The sequence below is a fragment of the Clostridiales bacterium genome, from assembly GCA_018333995.1.
Lineage (GTDB): Bacteria > Actinomycetota > Coriobacteriia > Anaerosomatales > SLCP01 > JAGXSG01.
The window spans coordinates 1-22623 of the sequence record JAGXSG010000008.1; the positions used below are offsets into that span (position 1 = coordinate 1).

15 protein-coding genes and 2 tRNA genes are annotated in these 22623 nt (G+C 64.8%); 11 read left to right on the plus strand and 6 right to left on the minus strand.

The features are described from left to right. From KGZ40_02225 to KGZ40_02265, 9 genes are all read left to right on the plus strand, one after another. The coding region (locus KGZ40_02225; GenBank protein MBS3956339.1) for a hypothetical protein at positions 1 to 808 on the plus strand (808 nt) is incomplete at its 5' end. Positions 809 to 1071: 263 nt separating this feature from the next. Further along, positions 1072 to 2553 (plus strand): amidophosphoribosyltransferase, encoded by a 1482-nt coding sequence (locus KGZ40_02230; GenBank protein ID MBS3956340.1) that lies wholly within the window; start codon positions 1072 to 1074, stop codon positions 2551 to 2553. After that, complete coding sequence (locus KGZ40_02235) at positions 2554 to 2976, plus strand: hypothetical protein (protein ID MBS3956341.1); 423 nt, start codon at positions 2554 to 2556, stop codon at positions 2974 to 2976. It abuts the gene before it with no gap. A gap of 109 nt (positions 2977 to 3085) precedes the next feature. After that, positions 3086 to 8044, plus strand: a complete 4959-nt coding sequence (locus KGZ40_02240) for a S8 family serine peptidase (protein ID MBS3956342.1) — start codon at positions 3086 to 3088, stop codon at positions 8042 to 8044. A gap of 84 nt (positions 8045 to 8128) precedes the next feature. Beyond that, positions 8129 to 9178 carry a phosphoribosylformylglycinamidine cyclo-ligase gene (locus tag KGZ40_02245; protein ID MBS3956343.1) on the plus strand — a complete coding sequence of 350 codons (1050 nt, stop codon included), beginning with the start codon at positions 8129 to 8131 and terminating at the stop codon, positions 9176 to 9178. Between the two features lie 10 nt (positions 9179 to 9188). Beyond that, entirely contained in the window at positions 9189 to 9830 is a 642-nt protein-coding gene (locus KGZ40_02250) for a phosphoribosylglycinamide formyltransferase (protein ID MBS3956344.1), read from the plus strand. Positions 9831 to 9908: 78 nt separating this feature from the next. After that, complete coding sequence (locus tag KGZ40_02255) at positions 9909 to 11087, plus strand: branched-chain amino acid ABC transporter substrate-binding protein (protein MBS3956345.1); 1179 nt, start codon at positions 9909 to 9911, stop codon at positions 11085 to 11087. A gap of 166 nt (positions 11088 to 11253) precedes the next feature. Beyond that, entirely contained in the window at positions 11254 to 12816 is a 1563-nt protein-coding gene (gene purH / locus KGZ40_02260) for a bifunctional phosphoribosylaminoimidazolecarboxamide formyltransferase/IMP cyclohydrolase (protein MBS3956346.1), read from the plus strand. A gap of 22 nt (positions 12817 to 12838) precedes the next feature. Further along, positions 12839 to 14701 (plus strand): bifunctional anthranilate synthase component I family protein/class IV aminotransferase, encoded by a 1863-nt coding sequence (locus KGZ40_02265; protein ID MBS3956347.1) that lies wholly within the window; start codon positions 12839 to 12841, stop codon positions 14699 to 14701. Here the strand turns inward: KGZ40_02265 and KGZ40_02270 are convergent. Next, positions 14688 to 15713 carry a mechanosensitive ion channel family protein gene (locus KGZ40_02270; protein MBS3956348.1) on the minus strand — a complete coding sequence of 342 codons (1026 nt, stop codon included), beginning with the start codon at positions 15711 to 15713 and terminating at the stop codon, positions 14688 to 14690. The two genes, KGZ40_02265 and KGZ40_02270, sit on opposite strands and share 14 nt — an antisense overlap. Before the next feature lie 200 nt (positions 15714 to 15913). On the opposite strand from KGZ40_02270, the gene KGZ40_02275 reads away from it, so the two are divergent. Both KGZ40_02275 and KGZ40_02280 read left to right on the plus strand, forming a co-directional pair. Further along, positions 15914 to 15989, plus strand: a tRNA-Lys gene (locus KGZ40_02275). A 31-nt stretch (positions 15990 to 16020) separates the two neighbouring features. Then, positions 16021 to 16096, plus strand: a tRNA-Glu gene (locus KGZ40_02280). Positions 16097 to 16358: 262 nt separating this feature from the next. On the opposite strand, the gene KGZ40_02285 is transcribed toward KGZ40_02280, so the two are convergent. The 5 genes from KGZ40_02285 to KGZ40_02305 form a co-directional block, all read right to left on the minus strand. Beyond that, a complete protein-coding gene (locus KGZ40_02285; protein ID MBS3956349.1) occupies positions 16359 to 17747 on the minus strand; it encodes an ATP-binding protein in 1389 nt (462 codons plus the stop codon). 60 nt (positions 17748 to 17807) lie between these two features. Continuing rightward, positions 17808 to 19412: a hypothetical protein gene (locus KGZ40_02290; protein MBS3956350.1), complete on the minus strand. Its 1605-nt coding sequence runs from the start codon at positions 19410 to 19412 to the stop codon at positions 17808 to 17810. After that, complete coding sequence (locus KGZ40_02295; protein MBS3956351.1) at positions 19409 to 20329, minus strand: ABC transporter ATP-binding protein; 921 nt, start codon at positions 20327 to 20329, stop codon at positions 19409 to 19411. Before KGZ40_02295 ends, KGZ40_02290 begins: the two co-directional genes overlap by 4 nt. A 141-nt stretch (positions 20330 to 20470) precedes the next feature. Continuing rightward, a complete protein-coding gene (locus KGZ40_02300; protein MBS3956352.1) occupies positions 20471 to 21649 on the minus strand; it encodes a signal peptidase I in 1179 nt (392 codons plus the stop codon). After that, positions 21650 to 22585, minus strand: a complete 936-nt coding sequence (locus tag KGZ40_02305; protein ID MBS3956353.1) for a hypothetical protein — start codon at positions 22583 to 22585, stop codon at positions 21650 to 21652. It abuts the gene before it with no gap. Positions 22586 to 22623 lie beyond the last annotated feature (38 nt).

The window sequence follows — 22623 nt, forward strand, 5'->3', positions numbered from 1 at the left end:
GGGCGAGCCGGGCATCGAGGGCGTGACGGTGAACCTGTGGTCGGTCGACGAACTCTGTGCGCCGGTCGCGATCATCGACACGATGCTGACAGATGCAAACGGCTACTTCCTGTTCGACAGCTTGAAGGCTGGCGACTACAAGGTGCAGTTCGTCCTGCCTGACGGCGACTGGTTCTTCACCATGCAGTACGCGGGCACGGACGACACGATCGACAGCAACGCCAATCCTGCCACAGGCATCACCGACTGTGTGACGCTTGCGGCGGGCGCAAGCGACCTGACGATCGATGCTGGCATGTATCAGATGCAGGAGCTCTGCTGGGCCGACGAGACTGCTTGGGCCTACGGTGACGACTACGCGAAGCCCAACTGGGACTATGTGAACAACCGCTTCTGGGGTTGGACGAACGGGCCGCTTTCTGAGGGCAGCTATGAGTGGGATCTCTACGCCGGCGCTGGGGCGAACATCCTGAGCAACGGCACCGTGATCGGTAAGGTCTACGTCGACTACGAGGATGGTTGCGTTACCGTGACCTATGAGGTCGATGAGGGCTACGCGATCGGTGAGGCCCACCTGTGGGTCGGCAACGACGTGCTGCCCAAGGTGAAGCGCGGCCGCACCTCCGTCTACACGAACGCACCCGGCCAGTTCCCGTATGGCGATTCGTACGGGTTCGATCCTGTTGATTCATCCACGTGGGAGAGCACGTGGACCTGGACGCAGTGCGGGTTCAAGGGCGACATCTACGTCGCTGCCCACGCCGTGGTCTGGGGTCAGGTCGAGTGCACGGACAACATGATCGAGTAGTGTAAGCGACGGATACGCCCGCAGCCGAAGCTCGGCTACCACGAACGGACGAGGCCCCGGGATTCCCGGGGCCTCGCACTTCTCACCGGCTGAGTGACCTCATCGCGACTTCGTGGACCTGCCTGTCTTGCTGTTGTCGACGGTGATCGTGATCGGCTCGGACGAGGCCGAGTTTCCTGGTCGCACAGCGTGCCCACGGCCCCCTGAATCGTGCTATCCTACGCGCGTTCGCATCGCACCGACTCCGTTTGGATCCCACTCGAATGAATTTCTCCTGCGCCAGCGAAACTCACTGCGACGACTGGATCCTTGCGGACCGTCCCGATCACCCGGAGGAGGCATGTGGCGTATTTGGCGTCTACGCTCCAGGTGAGGACGTCGCGCGGCTCACGTACTTTGGCCTTCACGCGCTACAACACCGCGGACAGGAGTCGGCGGGGATAGCCGTGGGTGACGGCGAGACCGTCACAGTCACCAAGAACCTCGGCCTCGTGAGCACGGTGTTTCGCGAGCCGGATCTCGACTCGCTCACCGGCAGCGTTGCTCTCGGCCACACGCGGTACTCGACCACCGGCATGAGCACGTCGTGGGAGAACGCGCAGCCGCACCTCTCGGCCATCGGCCATCAGGTGGTCGCGCTCGCGCACAACGGCAATCTCGTGAATACGCACGAGTTGCGCGAGAACCTCAAGGGCAACGGCATCCGCTTTCGCTCAACCACCGATTCCGAGGTCATCGCGACGCTCGTGGGCCACTACACGCAGGAAAACAACACCATCCGGGCAGGCATTCGTGAGGCGATGCGCCTCATCAAGGGCGCGTACTCGGTAGTGCTCATCACGGAGAGCGCGCTTTATGCGTTCCGCGACCCGCACGGTGTGCGGCCGCTCGCGCTCGGCCAGACTGCTTCCGGCAACTGGGTCGTCTCGAGTGAGACTTGCGGGCTCGACATCGTGGGCGCCGAGTATGTGCGCGACGTGGCGCCCGGAGAGATGGTGAAGGTTTCTGCGACCGGTCTTGAGGCCGAGCGTGCTGTTCCCGCCCAGAAGCCGAGCATGTGCGTCTTTGAGTTCGTGTACTTTGCTCGCCCCGACAGCGTGCTCAACGACTGCACCGTCTACGAGGCGCGCCGCCAGATGGGCGCGGCGCTGGCGCGTTCTGCCCCCGCGGATGCCGACCTCGTCATCGGCGTTCCCGATTCAGGTGTTCCGGCGGCGGTAGGATTCGCCGAGGCAAGCGGCCTGCCGTTTGGTGAGGGGCTCATCAAGAACCGTTACGTGGGGCGCACGTTCATCTCGCCAACGCAGTCGATCCGCCAGCAAGGGATCCGCCTCAAGCTCAATCCGCTCCGGCACGTCATCAGCGGCAAGCGGCTGGTAGTGGTCGACGACTCGATCGTGCGCGGCAATACGTCGCGCAAGCTCGTCCAGTTGTTGCGTGACGCCGGAGCTGTCGAGATCCACATGCGCATCACCTCGCCGCCGGTTCGGTGGCCGTGCTTTTTTGGCATTGACACCGATTCGCAAGAGCAGCTCATCGCCGCCTCGATGTCGCTCACTGAGGTGGCCGAGTACATCGGCGCGGATTCTCTTTCGTACCTCTCGCTCGACGACATGGTCACCGCCACCGGATGTGCCGGGGACGCGCTGTGTCTCGCGTGCTTCAATGGCGACTACCCGCTTGAGATCCCAGAACTCATCCGGCGAGGGAAACTCTCGTTCGAGCCGTGCGGGCGGGCCGAGTAGGTGCCCGCTCTTGCCGATCTCGGACTCGGCGCCTTGCTCGGCCTTACGTTCAATCCCGTCACGGCTTTTGGAGGCGCGGCCCTTGCGGGTGCGCTTGGGGCGAAGCGGCGCTGGTGGTGGGCGGCAGCGGTGGTGCTCGTAGCGTGGACGGCTGGTGACGGCGTGCGCGTGGCCGCCGCGATCGCCACGGCGGTTGAGAGCGCGAACGATGTCGCGGCCGGTGGCGATCTCCTCGCCGCCACGGTAGCACCGCTTGCGCTCTGGGGACTCGTCGGACTGGCGCTGGGCTACGCGTTGCCCGCGTGGGCAGGAGCGTTCGCGGGCGCGCGCGTCACGCACGGTACCGGGTGGCTAGCCGGCGGGGCGATAGCGGCGGCGGCCAGCGCAGCGTTCGCATCGCTTGGAGGGTTTCTCGGCGGGTGAGTGCCGACTTGCGAACTTGCCGCGTGTCAGTGACGTCGAAGGGCTATAGTGGATCTGCCGCACCAAGCGAGCGGTAGTGTAGTTTTCGGTGCCAGTGAGGAGGGGCAGCATGTCGAGTTTCCTGTCTTCGAGGGGCAAGACGCTCCGCGCCATCGTCGCGACGCTCTTGATCGCGACGCTTCTGCCGACAGGGGGTGCCGGAGCGAGCGGCTCGCCCAACCCGGCGCCGGGGCTCCGTCCGGATGCTCCGTACGCAAAGGCCGCCGACGTGACAGGTGGCGACGTGCGTACCCAGTTGCGTCCGGCGCAGGCACGCCGAGTGGTAGTCGACTGGCGCCCAGGAATCCCCGACGCGCAGATCGACGCCGCCGGTAAACAGCTCGGATTTCGTGTGGTTCGGACGTCCGAGCGCCTCGGTTGGGCACTCGTCGAGCCAACAAGGCAGGGAGTAAGCGCGGCGAGACTAGCGGAGCAGCTCCGTAGCGCTCGCCTTACGGCCCGGGTCGAGGTGGCGCAAGCGTATCAGCCACTCACCGGGCGGACCCCCAACGACCCGCGGTTTGACACTTTGTGGGGACTTCACAACACCGGACAGACCGGTGGGATACCCGATGCGGACATCGACGCGCCGGAGGCGTGGGCGACGTACGGAACCGGGTCGAGGGACGTGGTGGTGGCTGTCATCGACACGGGCGTCAACCACGCACACGCTGATCTTCGGGCCAACCGGTGGGTTAACCGCGGTGAGATTCCCAACAACGGTCGCGATGACGACCGCAACGGGTTCATCGACGACAACTTTGGCTACGATTTCTACAATCGCGACTCGACGCCGTACGATCCGGTCGACGGCGACCAACACGGGACACATGTCGCTGGCACGATCGGAGCGGTTGGCGACAATGGGGTGGGCATCGCCGGCGTCAATTGGAACGTGACGATCATGCCGGTGAAGTTCCTCGGCCCCGGGGGCGGATGGGATTTCGACGGCGCAGAGGCGATCGTGTACGCGGTCGACAATGGCGCCGATATCATCAACGCGTCATGGGGTGGGGGTTACTCGCAGATCCTCGAAGACGCCATTCAGTACGCGGCAGATCACGGCGTTCTCTTTGTGGCCGCCGCAGGCAACTGGGGCGAGGACGTCGATGCGCTGCCCGAATCCAACTACCCGGCATCATCTGAGAGCACTAACGTAGTGACGGTCGCGGCGACCGGCCACGAAGACGAGATCGCCCCGTGGTCGAACTTTGGAGCGGCCACGGTGGAGGTCGCAGCACCCGGCGTCGACGTGAACTCGACGCTCCCGTGGGACACGTGCGCGATCTACATCAACAGTCCGCCGTATCGCATGACCTATCTCGCGCTCGCGGTCGAGGCGCTCGAGCCCGGCGCAACCCGGGACGCGATCATCACGAGGTCGATCACGCAGGTTGGCGCGTTGTCGTCCACGCCGATACTCGTTGTCGACGACAGTATGCCCGCGATGACCGGTGAGACGCCTGATGAGCGGCTTCAAGTCTACCTCGACACCTTGGCTGGCGCTGGGTTCACCAACGTGTCGACATGGAGGACCGAATCGCAAGGAACACCGTCTCACAGTGCGTTACGCAACAGGGTAGTCGTCTGGTTCACTGGGGCCACCGCATGGGGCTGGTATGACAACCCAACCTTATCAGCTCCAGAGCGCACCGTAATCGGCGAGTACCTCGACAACGGAGGCCGCATGGTCATGGCGAGCGGTGAGCTCGCGGTCGACATGGTCTATTGGGGCGCGGACACAGATTGGTTCGACAAGTATTTCAAGGCGACCACGATGGACTATTGGACGTGGGGTTACTCAGTCAGGGGAGTCTCTGGGACCCCATACGCTGGGCTCGAAGGACAGATTCCTGAGCAGTACCGCACACCCTACGAGAGGCCCTGGCCTGCCGGGCTGGACATCATCGTCCCTACCGATCCTTCCGCCAGGCCGATGCTCAGCGCAGGAGGTTATGGTGAGCTTTCCGGCACTTCGATGGCGGCACCACACGTCACTGGCGCCCTTGCGCTGCTCAAGAGCAGCTTTCCCGGCGCAGATGCCGAGGAGATCAAGGCGCGGATAGAAAACACGGTGGACCGTCTGTCCCAGTTTGAAGGGCAGGTTGCCTACGGTGGCCGTATCAACGTCGATGCGGCGCACCGGACGTATCCAGGGAGACCGAGGGTCACCAAGCCCGTCACGGGCGATCTCTTGTACGGCGGGACGGATGGGGTGGTCCGCTGGACTCCGGCCAGGGGCGGTGACCCGGATGCCGAGTTCGAAGTGGAGCAAGGTCTTCCGGTGGAAGTGGCGCACTTCGATTTTGAATCGGGGAACCTGTCCGGGTTCGATACGGCGGGGGATGTTCCCTGGGAGATCACAAGTAATCCCGCGGTTGTGTATAGCGGTGACTACTCCGCGCGGTCTGGCGCGCTTGCCGCGAACCAGTGGGGTGAAGGATCGTTGGTGACAACCGTGACGGTAGGCGGGCCGGGCGTGGTGGAGTTTTGGGCACGCCACGACACGGCGGCGTACTACACGGGCGCGGCGCTCATAGTGAACGACCGGGTCGCCTGGTACACGTTCGAGCCGATTCCATGGACGAGGGTGACCGCGGAACTCAGAACGGGCGACAACCGCATCCAATGGTACTTCTTCAACGACCAAGGTGCTGGCGCTGAGAACCTGTTCGCGCTCGATGAAGTGAGGGTGTTCGAATACGATTTCACCTCAATTGGGCAGGCGGGGCCCGGCTCGACGGATATCGGCTGGCCGATTCCCGCGGTCGACACCGATCTGGCTCGCGTGCGGGTGCGTGCGGTGGCAGACGGCGTTCCCTCCTCGTGGTCCACCACGAAGGGCTTCCGTATCACCACCGACACGGAGGCGCCTGGGGCACCGGCGGCTTTTGTGGCGAACGCTGGAACCGACGGTGACGCACACCTTGAGTGGGACAATCCCACCGAGGCGGATTTCGCGCTTACCCGGATCGTGAGGAGCACTGCTGGTGCGCCGAGCGGTCCCAACGACCCTCAGGCGACTGTGGTCTACGAGGGGATCGGTGAGTCTTTTGGCGATGCCGGCCTGGCTCACGGGCAAACCTATCATTATGCGGCGTATGCTCGCGACGACAACTCGAACTGGTCTGCGGGCGCTCACGCCTTGGTTGTTGCCGAGGACACGACCGCTCCCGAGACCCTCGGCGGGTTTGAGGCGCAAGTGCGGGATGGCACAGTAGCGCTCACGTGGACGCCGCCTCCTCCCATCACCTACGCCGGCATACAGGTGCTCCGCCGCACTGATGCCCCGCCCGCAGGTCCCAACGATCCGCTCGCGACGACCGTGTTTGACGGTAAGGGTGCGTGGGCGACTGACTGGGATCTCACCGTGAATCCCGTCGAGACGCACGCGTACTATGGTGCGTGGGCGTACGATTCGTCGGGCAACGTGTCGGACGGAGTGTTCCACGATCTGTTCGTTGATACCGCTCCCCCGGTTGGCGAGTTCCTTCTTAATGGCGGTGACACGCACACCGCTGACCCGCACGTTCGCGCTGATAGTGTGATGACCGGCGCGACGGAGATGCGTTTCCACCTTAACAGCGAGTACGACGAGGACGCGCCGTGGCAGGCGTTTGCGGATGCCGCCTGGTTTTACTTGCTGCCAATCGACGGCCCGCAGACCGTGACCGCTGAGTATCGGGACGCCAACGGCAACATCACGGTCATGTACGCAACCATTTACGTGAACCTCGACCCGCCATCCGTGCCAACGGGCCTCTCGGCGTCAGCGTGGGGCAGCAGGGTCAAGCTCATGTGGGACGATCCGTTTGGCGGTACGTGGGAGGATGGCACGGTGCCATGGTGGTTCTCGGCGGCGCAAGTGGATCCGCCCTCCGACGAAGAGGACTCCGATGTTGCGGGCTGGAACGTGTATGTGGCCGACGCCGAGGGCGGACAGTACGTCAAGGTGAACACAGAGCTCATTTCGTGGCCGCAGTATCTGGCCTCTGGCCTTCAGACCGGGGTGGAGTACTGGTTCAAGGTGCAGGCGGTCGATGTCGTCGGGCATACGAGCGAGCTTTCCGCGCCTGTGGCGATCACGCCCGGCGAAGGCGTTGTGCGACACGCGGGCATGAACCGCTTTGAAACCGCTGTCGCGGTCTCCTCGGCGAACTGGGAGAGTGCCGATACGGTGGTGCTCGCCACTGGCGCCGGGTTCGCTGACGCGCTGGGAGCTACGAGCCTTGCCGGCGTCTTTGACGCGCCGATCCTGCTCACGCCCGCAAAGGCGTTGCCGAAGGCGGTCGCTTCTGAGATTGAGCGCCTCGGAGCCAACAGGGTCATCATCGTGGGTGGTGAGAACGCTGTGGGTCCCGGCGTGGAGGCGACGCTCGCCGAGGACTACGTGGTAGAGCGCTTCGCTGGACGCGACCGGTACGAGACTTCCGCACTGATCGCGAAGGAAGTGGCCGCCGTCCTCGGAGGCGATTACAGCGGTGAAGTGTTTGTCGTGAGCGGCGGGACGTTCCCCGATGCACTCGCTATCTCACCGTATGCGTACCGCGCTCGAATCCCCGTCTTGCTCGTTGACGAGGAACCGCGCCAGGCGGTCCTCGACGCGATCGGAGAGATTGGCGCGTCGCAGGCCTGGGTTGTTGGCGGTACCTCGGCAGTCTCAGACGATGCGGTCGACGCCCTCGGCGTGCAGACGGAACGGATTGCCGGCGCCACTCGCTTTGAGACCGCGGCGATCGCGGCTGAGATGGCCGTCATGATGGGATGGGGCGAGTTTTCCACCGTAGGCATCGCTACCGGAGTGGACTTCGCTGACGGTGTTGCGGGTGGAGCGGCGGTTGGTCGTGACGGAGGCGTCATGTTGCTCACGCGTCCCGATCACCTTCCGGAGGCGACCATTGACGCACTTAGTCTTTACGTCGATGAGATAGGCCGGATCGACGTCTTTGGTGGACCGGTCGCGATCTCCGAGTGGGTCCAGTCGGTCTTAAGGCAGATATTAGATGGCACGTACGGGCAGAACGGGTGACGTCGCCCACTCTGCGACACGCTCATCGCCTGTCATGCTACGGTAAAATGTCAGCTTGACGGCGACTGAGGAGACCGATGAACGATGAGTGATGACACGCGGCACACCACCTACCGCGACGCCGGGGTCGACACGGCTGAGGGTGCGCGGGCGGTGAGCCTCATCCGGGATGCGGTACGCTCGACGTACCGCCCCGAAGTCATCGGGGATATCGGTGGTTTTGGCGGGTTGTTCCGTGCCGCCGCGCTAAAAGAAATGCGTGACCCGGTCCTCGTGAGCGGGACTGACGGAGTGGGCACCAAACTCAAGCTGGCCCAGCTGCTCGACCGCCATGATACGGTTGGCATCGACCTCGTTGCCATGTGCGTAAATGACATTCTGACCTGCGGCGCCGAGCCGCTCTTCTTCCTCGACTACCTTGCGATTGGCGCTCTCGACGCGTCGCTTACCACGCGGATCGTCTCGGGTATTGCCGAGGGATGCCGCCAGGCGGGGTGCGCGCTCGTGGGCGGCGAGATGGCCGAGCACCCCGGCGTCATGGCCCCCGGCGACTACGACCTCGCCGGCTTTTGCGTGGGCGTTGTCGACCGGCCCAGTATGATTGACGGCTCCGAGGTGGTCCCGGGCGACGTCATTTTGGGGATCGCGTCGAGCGGAGTGCACTCCAACGGCTACTCGCTCATTCGCGCTGTCTTGGTGGAAGGACACGAAGCGCAGCTCGCCCTCCCGCGTGTCGACTTTGGAGGCGCTACTCTCGCCGAGGTACTGCTGGAGCCGACCCGGATCTACGTTCGTCCGGTGCGCGCTCTTCTCGAAGAGGTACCGGTCAAGGCTATGGCGCACATCACCGGCGGCGGCATCACCGAAAACCTCGGCAGGACACTCCCCGAGACGTGTGACGCGCTTGTGGTGCGAGGAGCGTGGCGGGTGCCGCGAGTTTTTGAGACGATCGGCATGGCGGCTGGTATCGACGAGGACGAGATGTACCGGACGTTTAACATGGGTATCGGTTTTGCCGTCGTCTGCGATCCGGCGCACGCTTCCGCGGCTGCGGCGCAGCTGCGGGCCTCCGGTGAGCGCGTCTACGAGATTGGCGAAGTAGTCGAAGGCACGGGCACGGTTCGTTACCGCTAGGAGGCGACGCATGTCCGAGCCTGAACTCATGCGCATAGGAGTGTTGATCTCTGGGAGCGGCACCAATCTCCAGGCTATCATCGACGCGACTGTGCAAGGCCGCCTCGACGCCCGAGTAGCGGTCGTCATCTCCAACCGTGAGGAGGCGTACGGGCTTGAGCGCGCCCGCAAGGCCGGGATTCCGGCAGCGTGGGTCGACCGCACCATTTACGGAACTTTCTCCGAGTACAACACGGCCATCAGAGATGTGCTCGTCGCCCACGACACGGATGTTGTCGCTATGGCCGGCTACATGCGTCTGCTTGGCGCAGAGGTTCTCGACGAGTTTCCGGATAAGGTCGTCAACGTCCACCCGGCGCTGCTCCCGTCGTTTCCCGGTCCGTCTGGCATCCGTGACGCTTTCGAACACGGGGTCAAGGTGACCGGAGTCACCGTGCACTTCGCAAACGAGCGCTTCGACGAGGGACCGATCATCGCGCAGGAGGCGGTTACCGTGGCGGAGGACGACACACTCGCCTCGCTCGAGAACAAGATTCACGCCGTCGAGCACCGGCTCTACCCGCAGGCGCTTCAGTGGATCGCCGAGGGCAGAGTCGTGATCGAGGGGCGCACAGCTCGTATCGCACCACATGGCCGCTCGCTTCTCGGTTGATCGGGGTTGCGGTATATTCAAGCCCATCGAATTCAGCCCAGCAGTCGTGTGGCGACTGGGTAGGCGAAAGGAATCACTATGAGGAATCGCACACCGTCCCGCACCGGGATGCTCGCGCTGGTGGCACTGATGTTGGCGAGCACCGCGCTCGTTGGTTGCGGCCAGGGAGAGAAGGCGGAAGCCCCAGACGCGGCTCCTGAGGGGCGTACTCAGGTCAAGATCGGCTTTGCCGCCCCGCTCACCGGCGACAACGCAGTGTACGGCCAGGGCATGAAGCGCGCGGTCGAGCTTGCGTTCAAGGAGGCCAACAACTCTGAGGAGGTTATGGCCGCAGGCTACGAGTTCGTGCTGCGTGCCGAGGACGACCAGGGCGATCCCAAGCAAGCTGTCAACGTGGCGAACCTGCTCGTGGGCGACAGCAGCGTGATTGGCGTCATCGGACACTTCAACTCCGGATGCACGATTCCGGCGTCGCCTGTCTACGAGGACGCGGGCATGGCCATGGTCACCGTCTCATCGAATCCGCAGATAACGGCGCAGGGATTTATGACGGTCAATCGTATCGTCGCGCGCGATGACGCGCAGGGCGCGTACGCGGGCAACCTCGTGCTCGAGGGACTCGGCTTTGATCGGGTGGCTGTCATCGATGACTCGACCCCGTACGGTCAGGGCCTCGCTGAGGAGTTCGTGAAGGAGTTTGAGCAGCTCGGCGGCACGGTTGTCTCACGTGACCAGATCCAGACCAAGGAAGTCGACTTCAGCGCCCTGATCACGAGGCTCCGTAGCATCGAGCCGCAGGCGGTCTACTACGCCGGTGCCCATACGGAGGGCGCACTCATCTCCAAGCAGATGAACGACACTGGTCTCGGGGTGCCGCTCATAGGCGGCGACATCATCTTTTCCGATGAGTACATCCAGATAGCCGGCGCCGCTAACGCCGAGGGAGACGTCGCGACCAGCCTCGGTCTGCCTCTCGAGCAGCAGGCGCGCGGTCAAGATTTCCTCGCGGCGTACCAGGCCGAGTACGGCATGGTGCCCGAGGCTTACGACTCCTACGCGTATGACGCGGCGGTCATCTTCGTGAATGCCGTGCTGCAGTCAAGCCCCGACCGTGCGGCAGTGGCCGAAGCGATCCGCGCGGGGAGCTTCGACGGGGTGACAGGCGTGATCGAGTTCGATGAGAACGGGGACAACAAGCAGCAGATAATCTCGGCGTACCGCGTAGTGGGCGGCGCATGGGAGCAAATCCTGCAGTAGCGATAGTGCGGTGCCGCGCGCCGCTTTGCGAGACCCCGATGCCGATGGGCCAGCTTCCCGGTATCGGGGTTTCGCGCATTTCGCGCATCTTACGCATCTTGCGCGTGAGCGGGAAGCGGTATAGTGCAACGGTGTCCGGGGTTCCCAAGAGAGTGGGAGATGTTCGATGAATGAGGTGCAAGTCAAGCGTGCGCTCGTCTCTGTGACCGATAAGACCGGCATCGTTGAGTTCTGCCGAGCGCTCGTAGCCGAGTTCGGGGTCGAGATCGTCTCAACGGGAGGTACCGCGAGAGTCCTCGCCGAGGCCGGCATCGATGTCCGGCCTATCGATGACCTCACCGGCTTTCCCGAGATGATGGACGGGCGCGTCAAGACGTTGCACCCGCGCGTGCATGGGGGCCTGCTTGCGAGGCGGGACGTAAAGGAGCACATGGCGGCGGCCGATGAGCACGGCATCGGCATGATCGACATGGTCGTCGTCAACCTCTACGCGTTTGAGGCGACCGTTGCGCGGGACGGCGTGACCGAGGAGGATGCGATCGAGAACATCGATATCGGCGGGCCGAGTATGCTGCGCTCCGCGGCGAAGAACTTCGCAAGCGTTGCGGTCGTGACGGACCCGGCCACCTACGAAGCCATCATCGCCGAAATGCGTGCGAGCGGTGGCGCTACCGCGCTCGAAACCCGCCGCGTGCTCGCGACAGAGGTGTTCCGCACGACGAGCGCGTACGACAATGCGATATGGACGTACCTTTCCAGCGGTGATGCGAACGGAAGTTTCCCTGGAGAAGTGCGCTTGCGCCTCGAGAAAGTCCAGGACCTAAGGTACGGCGAGAACCCGCACCAGCTGGCGGCTTTTTACCGATTCGCTGACAGCAAGGAGCACACGCTCGCCCGTGCCGACCAGCTCCAGGGCAAGGAGCTCTCGTACAACAACATTCTCGACACCGACGCCGCATGGACCGCCGTGCGCGAGTTCGACGTCTCCGCGTGCGTGATCGTCAAGCACACCAATCCATGCGGTGTCGCCGTGGCCGATGACATCACCGCGGCGTATCAGGCCGCGCACGACGCCGACCCGGTCAGCGCGTTCGGCGGCGTGATGGCGTTCAACTGCCCCGTAACCGCCGCGCTCGTGCAGCGTATCTTCGAAAACGGGCAGTTCGTTGAGGTCATGATCGCGCCGGAGTTCGAGGCGGCAGCGGTAGCATTACTCGCCACCAAGCCGAACGTGCGTGTCGTGCGCACTGGCGGGGTGCGGAGAGTGGGTGGCCACTATGAGTCACGCGCGGTCGAGGGTGGCATGCTCGTTCAATTTGGTGACGAAGTGACCGAGGACCCCGCCACCTTCACCGTCCCGACCAAGCGGAAGCCTACTGCGGAAGAGATGGAGCAGCTCCTGTTTGCGTGGAAGGTGGCCAAGTCGGTGAAGTCGAACGCAATCGTGCTCGCGCGCGACTCGGTGACAGTAGGTGTGGGTGCTGGGCAGATGAACCGTGTGAAATCCGCTGTCATCGCGGTAGAGCAGGCGGGCGAGAGGGCCCGCGGTGCGGTGTGCGCGAGCGACGCGTTCATGCCGTTTTCTGACTCGCTCCAGGTCGTTGCGGCCGCAGGAGCGACAGCCGTCATCCAGCCGGGCGGATCGGTGCGTGACGAAGAGGTCATCGCAGCGGCCGACGCAGCGGGAGTCGCGATGGTTTTCACCGGCCACCGCCACTTCCGCCACTAGCGCTCAAGCTGGCGTGGAGCCGATGCCGCGTCTCCCACACGGTGCCCGACGGCTCCTGAGCCGATTGACTCTCAGGCTCAATCCTTCATCGGAGCGGGGGTGGTTTGGCGGCGAGCACGTGTGCGCTTCGAACCCGCTGACGGTCACGGAGGACGTCCCGCTTGCGTACGCCGCTTCCGCGCTTGAGGACGCGTTCGAGGGCCGCGGGGAAGCGGGCCTGGTGGCTGTGCTCGCCGCCTATGATGGCCGGGCGACGGTGCTCAGCTATCGCCAGCCGTCGTGCCCGTGCGAGTGCTCGTGCGTACCCGAGTCGCGCCATGTCGGCGTGAGTGCGCCTGCCACGACACGTGCGCGCGCCCCGCGCGCCCCGCTCGTGCTCGGCGCGAGCTTCTCGGCGGACGCGCGCGCGTACCGCGCTGGTGTGCGTGCGGTGCGCGAGGCGATCGCGGCGGGCGATGTCTATGTGCTCAACCTCACCCACGAACTCATCGGCGTCGCTGCGCTCAGTCCCGCCGAGACGTACGCCGCGCTGCTGGATCGCGCTTCTGCCGAGATGGCCGCATACCTGGAGACGCCCACACTGACGGTCGCTTCGGTCTCTCCCGAGCGGTTCGTGCGCGTGAGACGAACCGGGTCCGAGCGGGTGGCCGAGATATGGCCCATCAAGGGAACGCGACCGCGCGGCGCCGACCTCGTCTCCGACGCCGCCGCGGCCTCAGAGCTTGCTCAGAGCGTGAAAGAGCGGGCCGAGCACGTGATGGTGGTCGACATGGAGCGAAACGACCTCGGGCGCGTGTGCGTTCCCGGTAGTGTCGCGGTAAGTCCGCTCTTTGAGGTGGTACCCACGCCCTACTGTCACCAGATGGTCTCCCGCGTGCACGGGGTACTGCGGACCGGCGTATCGATTCCTGAACTCCTGGAGGCGACGTTTCCGTGCGGCTCGGTCACCGGCGCGCCCAAGCGAGCCGCGATGCGAATAGCCTCGCACCTGGAGTCCGGGCCGCGTGGCATCTACACCGGAGCGCTCCTGGTCGCACGTCCAGGCGAGATCGACTCTTCCGTACTCATTCGCACCGCGGTGTGCTCGGACGGGGCAGTCTCGTGGGGGACGGGAGCGGGCATCACCATCGATTCTTCCCCTGCCGAGGAGTACCTTGAGACGCTGCTCAAGGCGTCGCCGCTTACCGGCGACGGTACCCCGCCGGTCTCTCTGCGCGAGACGTGCCGGGTCGTTGACAGACGCGTCCCTCTGCTTTCGTACCACCTCGCGCGCCTGGCTGCTGGCGGATGCGGTCCCTCAGTGCTCGCGCGGGTGCGTGCGTGCGCGGCCGAGACGCTCGCCCCTCTCGGCACGATTGAGCGTTGTCGGCTCGGGATCACGGTGTGTCCTGACGGCTCCGTCGGAATCGAATTGTCCGACGCCCCTTCCTCGCTTGACGTGCCGGGCGGACCGGAGTTGGCGCTTGTCACGGTAATCACTGCCGAGCTTCCCGTGTTGCCGCCCGGTTCCGCCAAGCCCGCCGAGCGCACCGCATGGGACGCCGCGCAGAAGGCCGCGGGACCCGGCGCGCAGGCGGTGCTCGTCACGCCGGAAGGCCGCGTCATCGACGGCGCCACGGCGACGGTGTGGATCGTGGTTGGCGGCGAGTTGCTCACCCCGCCAATGTCGTTCGCGGTCGCTGGTGTGGCGCGCGAGGTCGTGTTTGACATCGCCGGTGAGATTGGAGCTCCCGCGCGCGAGGCGGAGATCACGAGTCGCGACCTTGAGGGAGCAGATGAGGTGTTCTTCACCAACGCGCTTGCAGGTGTGGTCAGCGCCCGCGGACGAGGCGGGCCGGTCGCGGAACGTCTCTCGACCGCGTTTGAGCTTCTTATGCGCCCTTGATGTTGACCGCGCGTTGGGGAAAGTGGATCTCGATGCCCTCGGCCTCGTAGCGCGTCTTGAGGGCCTTGATGAACTCGTGACGCAGCACGTGCTGATCAGTGATCTCATGCGCCCTCAAGATCACGTTGAAGCCGATCGCCTCATCGCCTAGTTCGTTGTAGCGGATGAACGGGTCGAAGTCGTCGAATGGCGCCTGCGTGCGTGCCATCACCTCCCGAGCGACTTCGATCGTCACCTGTTCGACGCGTTCGAGGTCGCTCGCGTAAGAGACGCCCGCGGGTACCAGAACCGACGTCTCGTGCTCGTCCTGGTCGAAGTTGATGATGAGCGACTGCGCGAGCGTGGCGTTGGGCACGATGACGAGGTTGTTTGAGAGTTGGCGAATGGCGGTGTAGCGCCAGGTGAGATCCTCGACGCGCCCTTCCTCACCGCTCTCAAGGCGGATGTACTGGCCAACCGCGATCTGGCGCGATCCGATGAGCTGCAATCCGCTGAAGAGGTTGGAAAGGGTGTCTTGTAGTGCGAGTGCGACGGCAAGGCCTCCAACGCCGAGCGCCGTTAGAAGCGGGGTGATCGAGACCCCCATTGCGTTGAGGGCGATGAGCAAACCCACCGCCACCACCGCGAGGCGAGCGATGTTGATGAAGATGGTGCTTTGCGGGAGCATCGCGTTTTCACGCGACGTGTAGGCGCGGATAAGGCCGGCGGTAAGCCGCGCCGCAACTACCGTGACGACCATAATCGCAGCTACCGTGAGCACGACGGTCGCCATCCGCTCGATGCGGGGAGCGGGATAGAGCGACGCGAGCGCGCCCCACGCGCCGGCGAGTCCCGCAAGCAGGACAAGCGTTCCCTGGAGCGCCTGCGCGGTGATCTCCCCGCCGATCCAGCCTCGCGCCGCTGACGCCGCACGAACCCGCGCGATTACGATCCGGTCTCCGAGAAACCCTGCGACGAGCGAGCCCGCGATGATGAGTGCTGGCACCGAGTATCTCGCGATGTACTCTTCCACTGCGATTCCGTCTCCTTGGCCGTCCCTGGTCACCTGAAGTATAGCGGTCGCCGTGTTGGAAGCGGGAGCGAATGGGTGTGTTGCGAAACCAGGCAGATGGCACGGCAGAAGACCTGGCCGAAGGCACGGTTTGACCCGTCAAGGGGCGCACGCTACACTTCCCTTTGCCTTGCGCTCGGGCCGATCCCGTGTGCCTGCGAGGGCCGTTAGCTCAGTTGGTAGAGCAGGGGACTTTTAATCCCAAGGTCATAGGTTCGATCCCTATACGGCCCACCATGTAAACAGCGCGCCATGCGCGCAACATATCGCCCCCATCGTCTAGCGGCCAAGGACTCCGCCCTTTCAAGGCGGCAACGGGGATTCGAATTCCCCTGGGGGCACCAGAAAACCGCAGGCCAATGGCCTGAGTAGCCCGATTTCGAGTGCGAGATCGGGCTACAATCGGCTTTCGAATGAGTTGTCGCCCTATTTGTCGCCCAATGCTGGCCAAGGCTCTCACCGAGCGCGAAGGCTCTTCTCAACCTTTCCGTCATCGGCCATGCACATGCGGTCCGATATCGAAGACGCGACGCAGGCGGCGTGCCGATGGACTTCGGAGAGGTCGACTGACTCCAGGGTGTCCCTGAGGTTTCGAATGACTCGTCGCTAGCCCTTGGATCCAAAGATGCTCTCGGCAGTCACTGAGATGACCCCGGACGGTACGTTGCGTAGCTCCTCGCGAGCGCACACCACGAGCGCCAGGTCACTTGCTGGCCCGGGCAGTGCCGCAGCCTTTCGCTCGAGTCCGCGCACGAGCGAGCTGGCATCTTCGCTTCGCGCCCACTTCGCCTCACCGACGAGGGTCGGCGTGCGCGAGCGGCCGCTGAGTCCGACCGCGTCGATCTCGACCGAACTGTCCTGGTTCCACCAGGGTCCGATGGCCACCATGTCTGCCGCAAGCGCTGAGCCGACGAGCGACCGCAGATGCCAACGGAAGGACTCTTCCCAAGGTCGGCCCATCGCGTCGTCGAGTGAGGCCAGAAGCGTCTTGGCCACCGCGTCGCCGAGTCCGCGCTCGATCTCGGAGCGATTCGGCTCGACGTGTGCGAGCCAGAATGCGAGGTAGTTGTCGGCGATGCGATAGAGGCGCCGCTTGGTGCGACGTTCGTCTTCGGTCACGGGGGTTAGCCGCTCGACCAACCGGAGCTCAATCAGCCGGTCCAGGGTCCGGGCGGGTTCGGTCCCGATTGCGTCGGAGATCTCGTTGTGCTTGGTACGTCCCGTCGCGATCGCGCGCAAAACGCGCCCCCCCACATCGCCCAGGTCGGCCTCGGTCGCGAGCAGCAGTTGGCCCTCAGTGAGCAGGGGCGCTCCCGGGCGGCAGAAGAGCCGCTCGATGTTCTTAGCGATCGAGGCGGACTGGTCCCACCACGACAGGTAGAGCGGCACCCCGCCGAGCAGTCCCCACACGAGCGCGCGATCCGCGGGCTTCAGGTCGGGAAGCATCAGGGCGGCGTCGCTCGGCTTGAACGGGTGGAGCTGCAGCGCGAGGCCGAAGCGGCCGTAGAGGGGGGAGCGCTCCTCCTGCATCGACTGCATCGTGCGCACCGCCGAGCCGCAGACCAAGATACGCAGCTTCGTTGCGCCCGCCGCACGGTCCCAGAACGCGCGAATCAGGCCTTCGATATGCGGGGTGCTCGACTTGAGTTCCGGGAACTCATCGAGCACGAGCAGCAGCGGCTCAGACGTCGCCGCCGATGCGAGCGTATCCAAGGCATCGTCCCAGTCGGCGAACGGGCGTGCCAGAAGGTCGCGGATCCCTGAGAGGCCGAGGTTTGCGGCCTCGCGAGAGATCAGGCCGAGTTCGTCGACCGCGGGCCTGCCTGCGGCGGTATGGAAGAGCGTGCGCTTGTCTTCGGCGAAGCGCTGGAGCAGCAGCGTCTTGCCGACGCGCCGGCGGCCCCAGACGATGGCGAGGCCCGCACCCTCGGATGCCCACCATTCCTTGAGGGCCGCGAGCTCGTCGTGGCGGTTCACGAATCCAACGGGCTTCATCACATCACCTGTAACTTACATCGACGTAAGTAGCATCTGATGTGAGTTTACTCGCCCGCACTAGCCGAAGTCGAGGCCTCTGCGCCGGAATCCAAAAAATCCCACCACAAACAGCACCGCTGAAATGCCTGTCATGACGAGTAGAGGCGCGACGGAAAACTCCTCCGCAGGCATCCGCGGGACGTGGGCGAACGGATCCAGGTCCATCATCCATTCAGGGAGGCCGAGCAGCGGACCGATCATTGCCGCGACCACGACCCAGGCGAAGGCGGCCCACACGGCGGCGAATGCTCGTGGGACGACCCCAAACAGTGCGACGGCGAGCGCGACGAGCACCCATACCGCCGGCGCGTACGCCAGCATCGCCAGCAGCACCGGCCAGAACTGGCTCGCGTCTTCTATCGCCAGAGCGTACGTGGCCCCGGTGCCTACCCCCGCGGCAGCGAGCACGAGGAGGTTGCCGAGCAGCGCCGCTCCGATGTGACTGGCGGCCCAACGTCCCTTGCAGAGCGAACCGGCGAGCTGCGTCTCGGCGTGTCCGGAGGTTTCTTCGGAGCGGATCTGCGAGACCGCCTGGAGCGCATGACCTGCGGCGGTCACGGCCACAAAGACCAGGTATCCCGCAAGGAAGGTCTCCATGAGCGTGGCGTCTCCCAAGTCCCCGAAGAACAACGCGTAAGCGTCGCCGAGCGCTTCGAGCATCCTCTCGCCTTCGAGCACGAGGCTCCCCAACGTGGCTCCAAAGACGAGCATACCTACCGTCCAGGCCGTGAGCGCTCCTCGCTGCAGGCGGAAGGCGAGACCGAGCGGGGATACGAGCGCCGCGGACGCCCGCGGACGGCCTTTGCGCGTGGGAAGGACGCCCGCGCCGACGTCGCGCCTTTCGATGACGAAGAACGCGCATGCCACAAGTGTGAGTGCGAGTGCGCCCGAGAGTCCGAGCGTCCACCACCGTTCGTCGGCGAATGGCCGGATCTCCTGCGCCCAGCCGACCGGTGAGAGCCAGGTCACCCAGCTGTCGCGGATGTCCCCGATGGCGCGCACGGTGAAGAGCACGGCGAACGTAGTGGTTGCCAACCCAGTCGCGGCACGCGAATGCTCGGTCAGCTGTGCGCAGAGCACGCCAACCGCCGCAAAGACGATGGTCACCGACGCCATCGAGAGGCCGAAGGCGAACGATCCGGCGATGTCGTACCACCCAGAAAACCCGATGCCGAGCAGAATCCCGAGCACGAGCGCGGCTGCCGAGGCGAGCAGGAACGCGGCGGTCACCGCCGCATATCGCCCCACGATGCCAGCGCGCAGCAGCTCGAGACGTCCTTCCTGCTCCTCGCCTCGCGTGTTGCGCATGACAAGGAAGATGCCCATGAAGGCCACGGCTATGATGGTGCTCGCGCTCATCTCGTTCACAGCCACGGGGCCAAGATTGTCCGGCGTTGCTTCGTCGAGGCCGTGCCCGGGGCCGGTGAGCGCGATACCGAACGGGTTGCCCATGATGAGAGCGTTGCGGGCGTCGATCGCTCCCTGTTCCACATAGAGGCCGGGGAACGCCGCAACCGAGGTGACGACAAGGACTGAGATCGAGACGATCCATATTGGCATCCGCACACGGTCGCGGCGCAGGAACAGCCGGGTCATCGTCCAGGTTCCGGTGAAGCCGCTCATCGTGCGACTCCCGGTTCGTCAACGCTCTCCGTGTCCGCGTCGTAGTGACGAAGGAACAGCTGCTCAAGGGTGGGCGGACGGCTGATGAGGGAGCGGATGCCAAGGCCGGAAAGGTACGCGATCGTCGAATCGAGATGCACCGCGTCGACGTCGAAGTGGAGGCGTCCGTTCTCGCGAGCGATGCTGTGGACTCCCTGCCTGCTCGCAAGCGCGTCGGCCGACCGCTCGGTCACGACGGTGATCGAGGTACGTGTGAGGTGCCGCAACTCATCGAGGCTCCCGCTCTCGACGGCCCTGCCTTGGCGGATGATCGTTACCCGATCGGCGAGCGCCTCGACCTGGGCGAGGATGTGACTCGAGAGCAGCACCGTGCGTCCCTCGGCTTTCATCTCTCGGATCACGTGCTGGAATGTAGCCTCCATGAGCGGATCGAGTCCCGACGTCGGCTCGTCGAGCAGCAGCAACTCGGCGTTGCTGGAGAGGCCGGCGACAATAGCGACCTTCTGGCGGTTGCCCTTCGAATAGGTACGGGCCTTCTTCGCGGGATCGAGATTGAACCGCTCGAGTAGCTCGGCTCGTCGCTTCTCGTCGAGAGCGCCCTGGGTGCGACCGATGATGTCTATGGCCTCGCCCCCGGTGAGGTTCGGCCACAAGGCGACTTCGCCGGGCACGTACGCGACGCGGCGGTGCAGCTCAACGGCATCGTTCCACGGGTCGCCGCCGAACAGCGTCGCCCTGCCCCCGTCGGCGCGAAGCAGGCCCAACAGGATGCGGATGGCGGTCGTCTTGCCGGCACCGTTGGGGCCGAGAAACCCGTGCACTTCGCCTGGTGCGACGCTCAAGTCAAGCCCGTCGAGGGCGCGCACCTTGCCGAAGTTCTTCACGAGTCCCGCGCACGTGATCACAGGTCCGCTCATCGATCCGCCTCCCGTTCAGCCGCGCTGTCGATACGCCCGGGGATTGAGGGGATGCCGGACGATTGTTCACTTCTAGGAAGTATCGCACGGCCCTGCGCGGGAGGCGGAACCTACGGTGTGACCCGGCCCGCCTGTATTTCGCTAGAGGGACGGCAGCGAAGCGAGCACATTCCTCACGCCGATCGCGAGCCAGCCGATCTTCGGGATCACGACCCGGATCTCTCCCTCGATTACTTCGGGCGGCACAGGTTCCCGATCCGCGCGGTCGTTCGCGTCGCCCTTCGTCACGAAACGGATCTCTCCGCCCTCTTGCCGCACCTCGATGACGCGGTGCACCTGAGGAATCCCCGTGCCCGTGTGGTCAAACGCGATGATGTCGCCGATCTCGATCGTGTCCGCATCAACGGGAGCAAGGACGACGATGTCGCCAACCTCGATGGCGGGCCGCATCGATCCGCTCGCGATCAGTATCGGCCGGGGTCCGAAGACCCCCGCGATGAACCAGAACACGACCACCATGAGCAGTCCGAGCGACGTGGTACGGGCCGTCGACCACCAGGATCCGTCTCGCTCCTGGGGCGCCTCTCCTGCGGCGAGACGGCCCCGGTAGATGCCCGCGACGATGTGCATCATGAGCACGGGGACAACGGTGCCGATGAGTGCGGCGGGCGCCCATGGCAGGTCAGGGAGTATCGGGGAGAACCAGTGCGCGGCGGCGAGGGTGCCCCGGTAGACGAACGCGGCGGGAACCCCGCCGAGCAAGGCGAATAGACCGGCGAGCAGGTTCTCGGCGAAGCTCGGCAGCAGGACCGTCCCGCCGAGGGTGGCGACGCCCTCGGCCGATCCGAGACGGGCGTACACAGCTGGCTGAATCTGCGCGAGGGTCAGGACGAGTGAGGAGCCTACAAGCGCTGGGAGAAACTTGGCCATACCGGCTGAGCGCACCAGGCACACTCGGGCGACTTCCATGCCGAGCAGTGCTGCGAAGACGCGCGCGGCGTTGGTGGCCATGCCGGCGAGCGTCGATGCATAGGGGCTCCTGCCAAAGCCCCATTCGAGGCCGCCGAGTGCCAACAAGAGGATCTGCAGCAGAGCAGCGACCAGCGCAATGAGCAGGAGCCGGTGGTCGCGCTCCACGAGCGCGAGCCCCGCTCGCCGGGCCGCGAGAAACGCCACTAATCCCACGAGTAACCACAGGGCGGGGGTCACCACGTAGGCGAGCACCATGCCGTCGATGCGGCCGGGCAACACGAAGTGGATCAGAGCATAAATGCCCGCGACCGCCGCGGTGACAAGTGTCCATAGACGCGCGATAGACATCTAGATCTCCCGGTTGTTCAGCGCGTCGCACACATCCTTCATGAGCAGGTACTGCGAGCGCGTCGGGCCGGTACCGTGTTTCGATTCTATCGCGTTGATGATCTCGTGGAGCGTGGCATTGGCCGGATTTGGCAGGCCGAGGTAGTTGCCCGGGTCAACGCCGGTGACGTCATGGACCCCCGGCCCCATCAAGAGGCCGCCGCAGAGGTTCAATCTCGTGGCGAGGTAGTGGCCGAGGAAGCGCTCCTGAGCGCTCCCGCCAGCGGCTGCCCGCAGCGTGGCCTCCATACCGTCGATGGTGGTCGGCCCGAGCCAGCGAGAGTCCGCGTTGATGCGCAGGAGCCACGCCGCGATCTGGTTGCGGCTGAACGTGCCGTGCTTGTCCCACGCCCGCCAGAAACCGATGGTGCCGTTTTGCGCCGGTGCCATTTGGAGGGCGACCGTGAACGGGTAGAACGCGCTTTGCGATGCCGCGCAGGTCACGTGCACCGCAACGGTCCCGTCTACGCTCCCGCCCGGGCCAAGGATCCAGCCGGTGAGACTGCGGCTCACCTCGATGTCCAGCTCGGACGGCGCGTTCACATCCACAGAAAGGATCTGCTCGTGTTCCGTTCCTTCGTTGCGAAGGGTGAAGCCCACCTGTGTCGTGTATGACGGGTAGGCGTTGTGAATTCCGGCAACCACTGTATGTCGTCGGCCATGCTCATCAGGGTCACAGCGCGCTTCCGACCAGGCGACGTCTTTGAGGTAGCCTGGGTCGAGGGTATCGGGAGGATCGTCGGTCCAGCAGTCGACGAAAGCGGTGTTCATCACCTCCGACGTGGAGCCCACGGAGGCGATGAGTCCGTCTCCCCAGCGAGCCAACGCGAGACCCGGGAGGAGCCACGCGGCCATCACCACTACGATGGCGCAACGCCATCTGGTGTCTGCATCCATAGCGAACCGCCTTTCGCCCACGCCGTGCGTTCGCACGG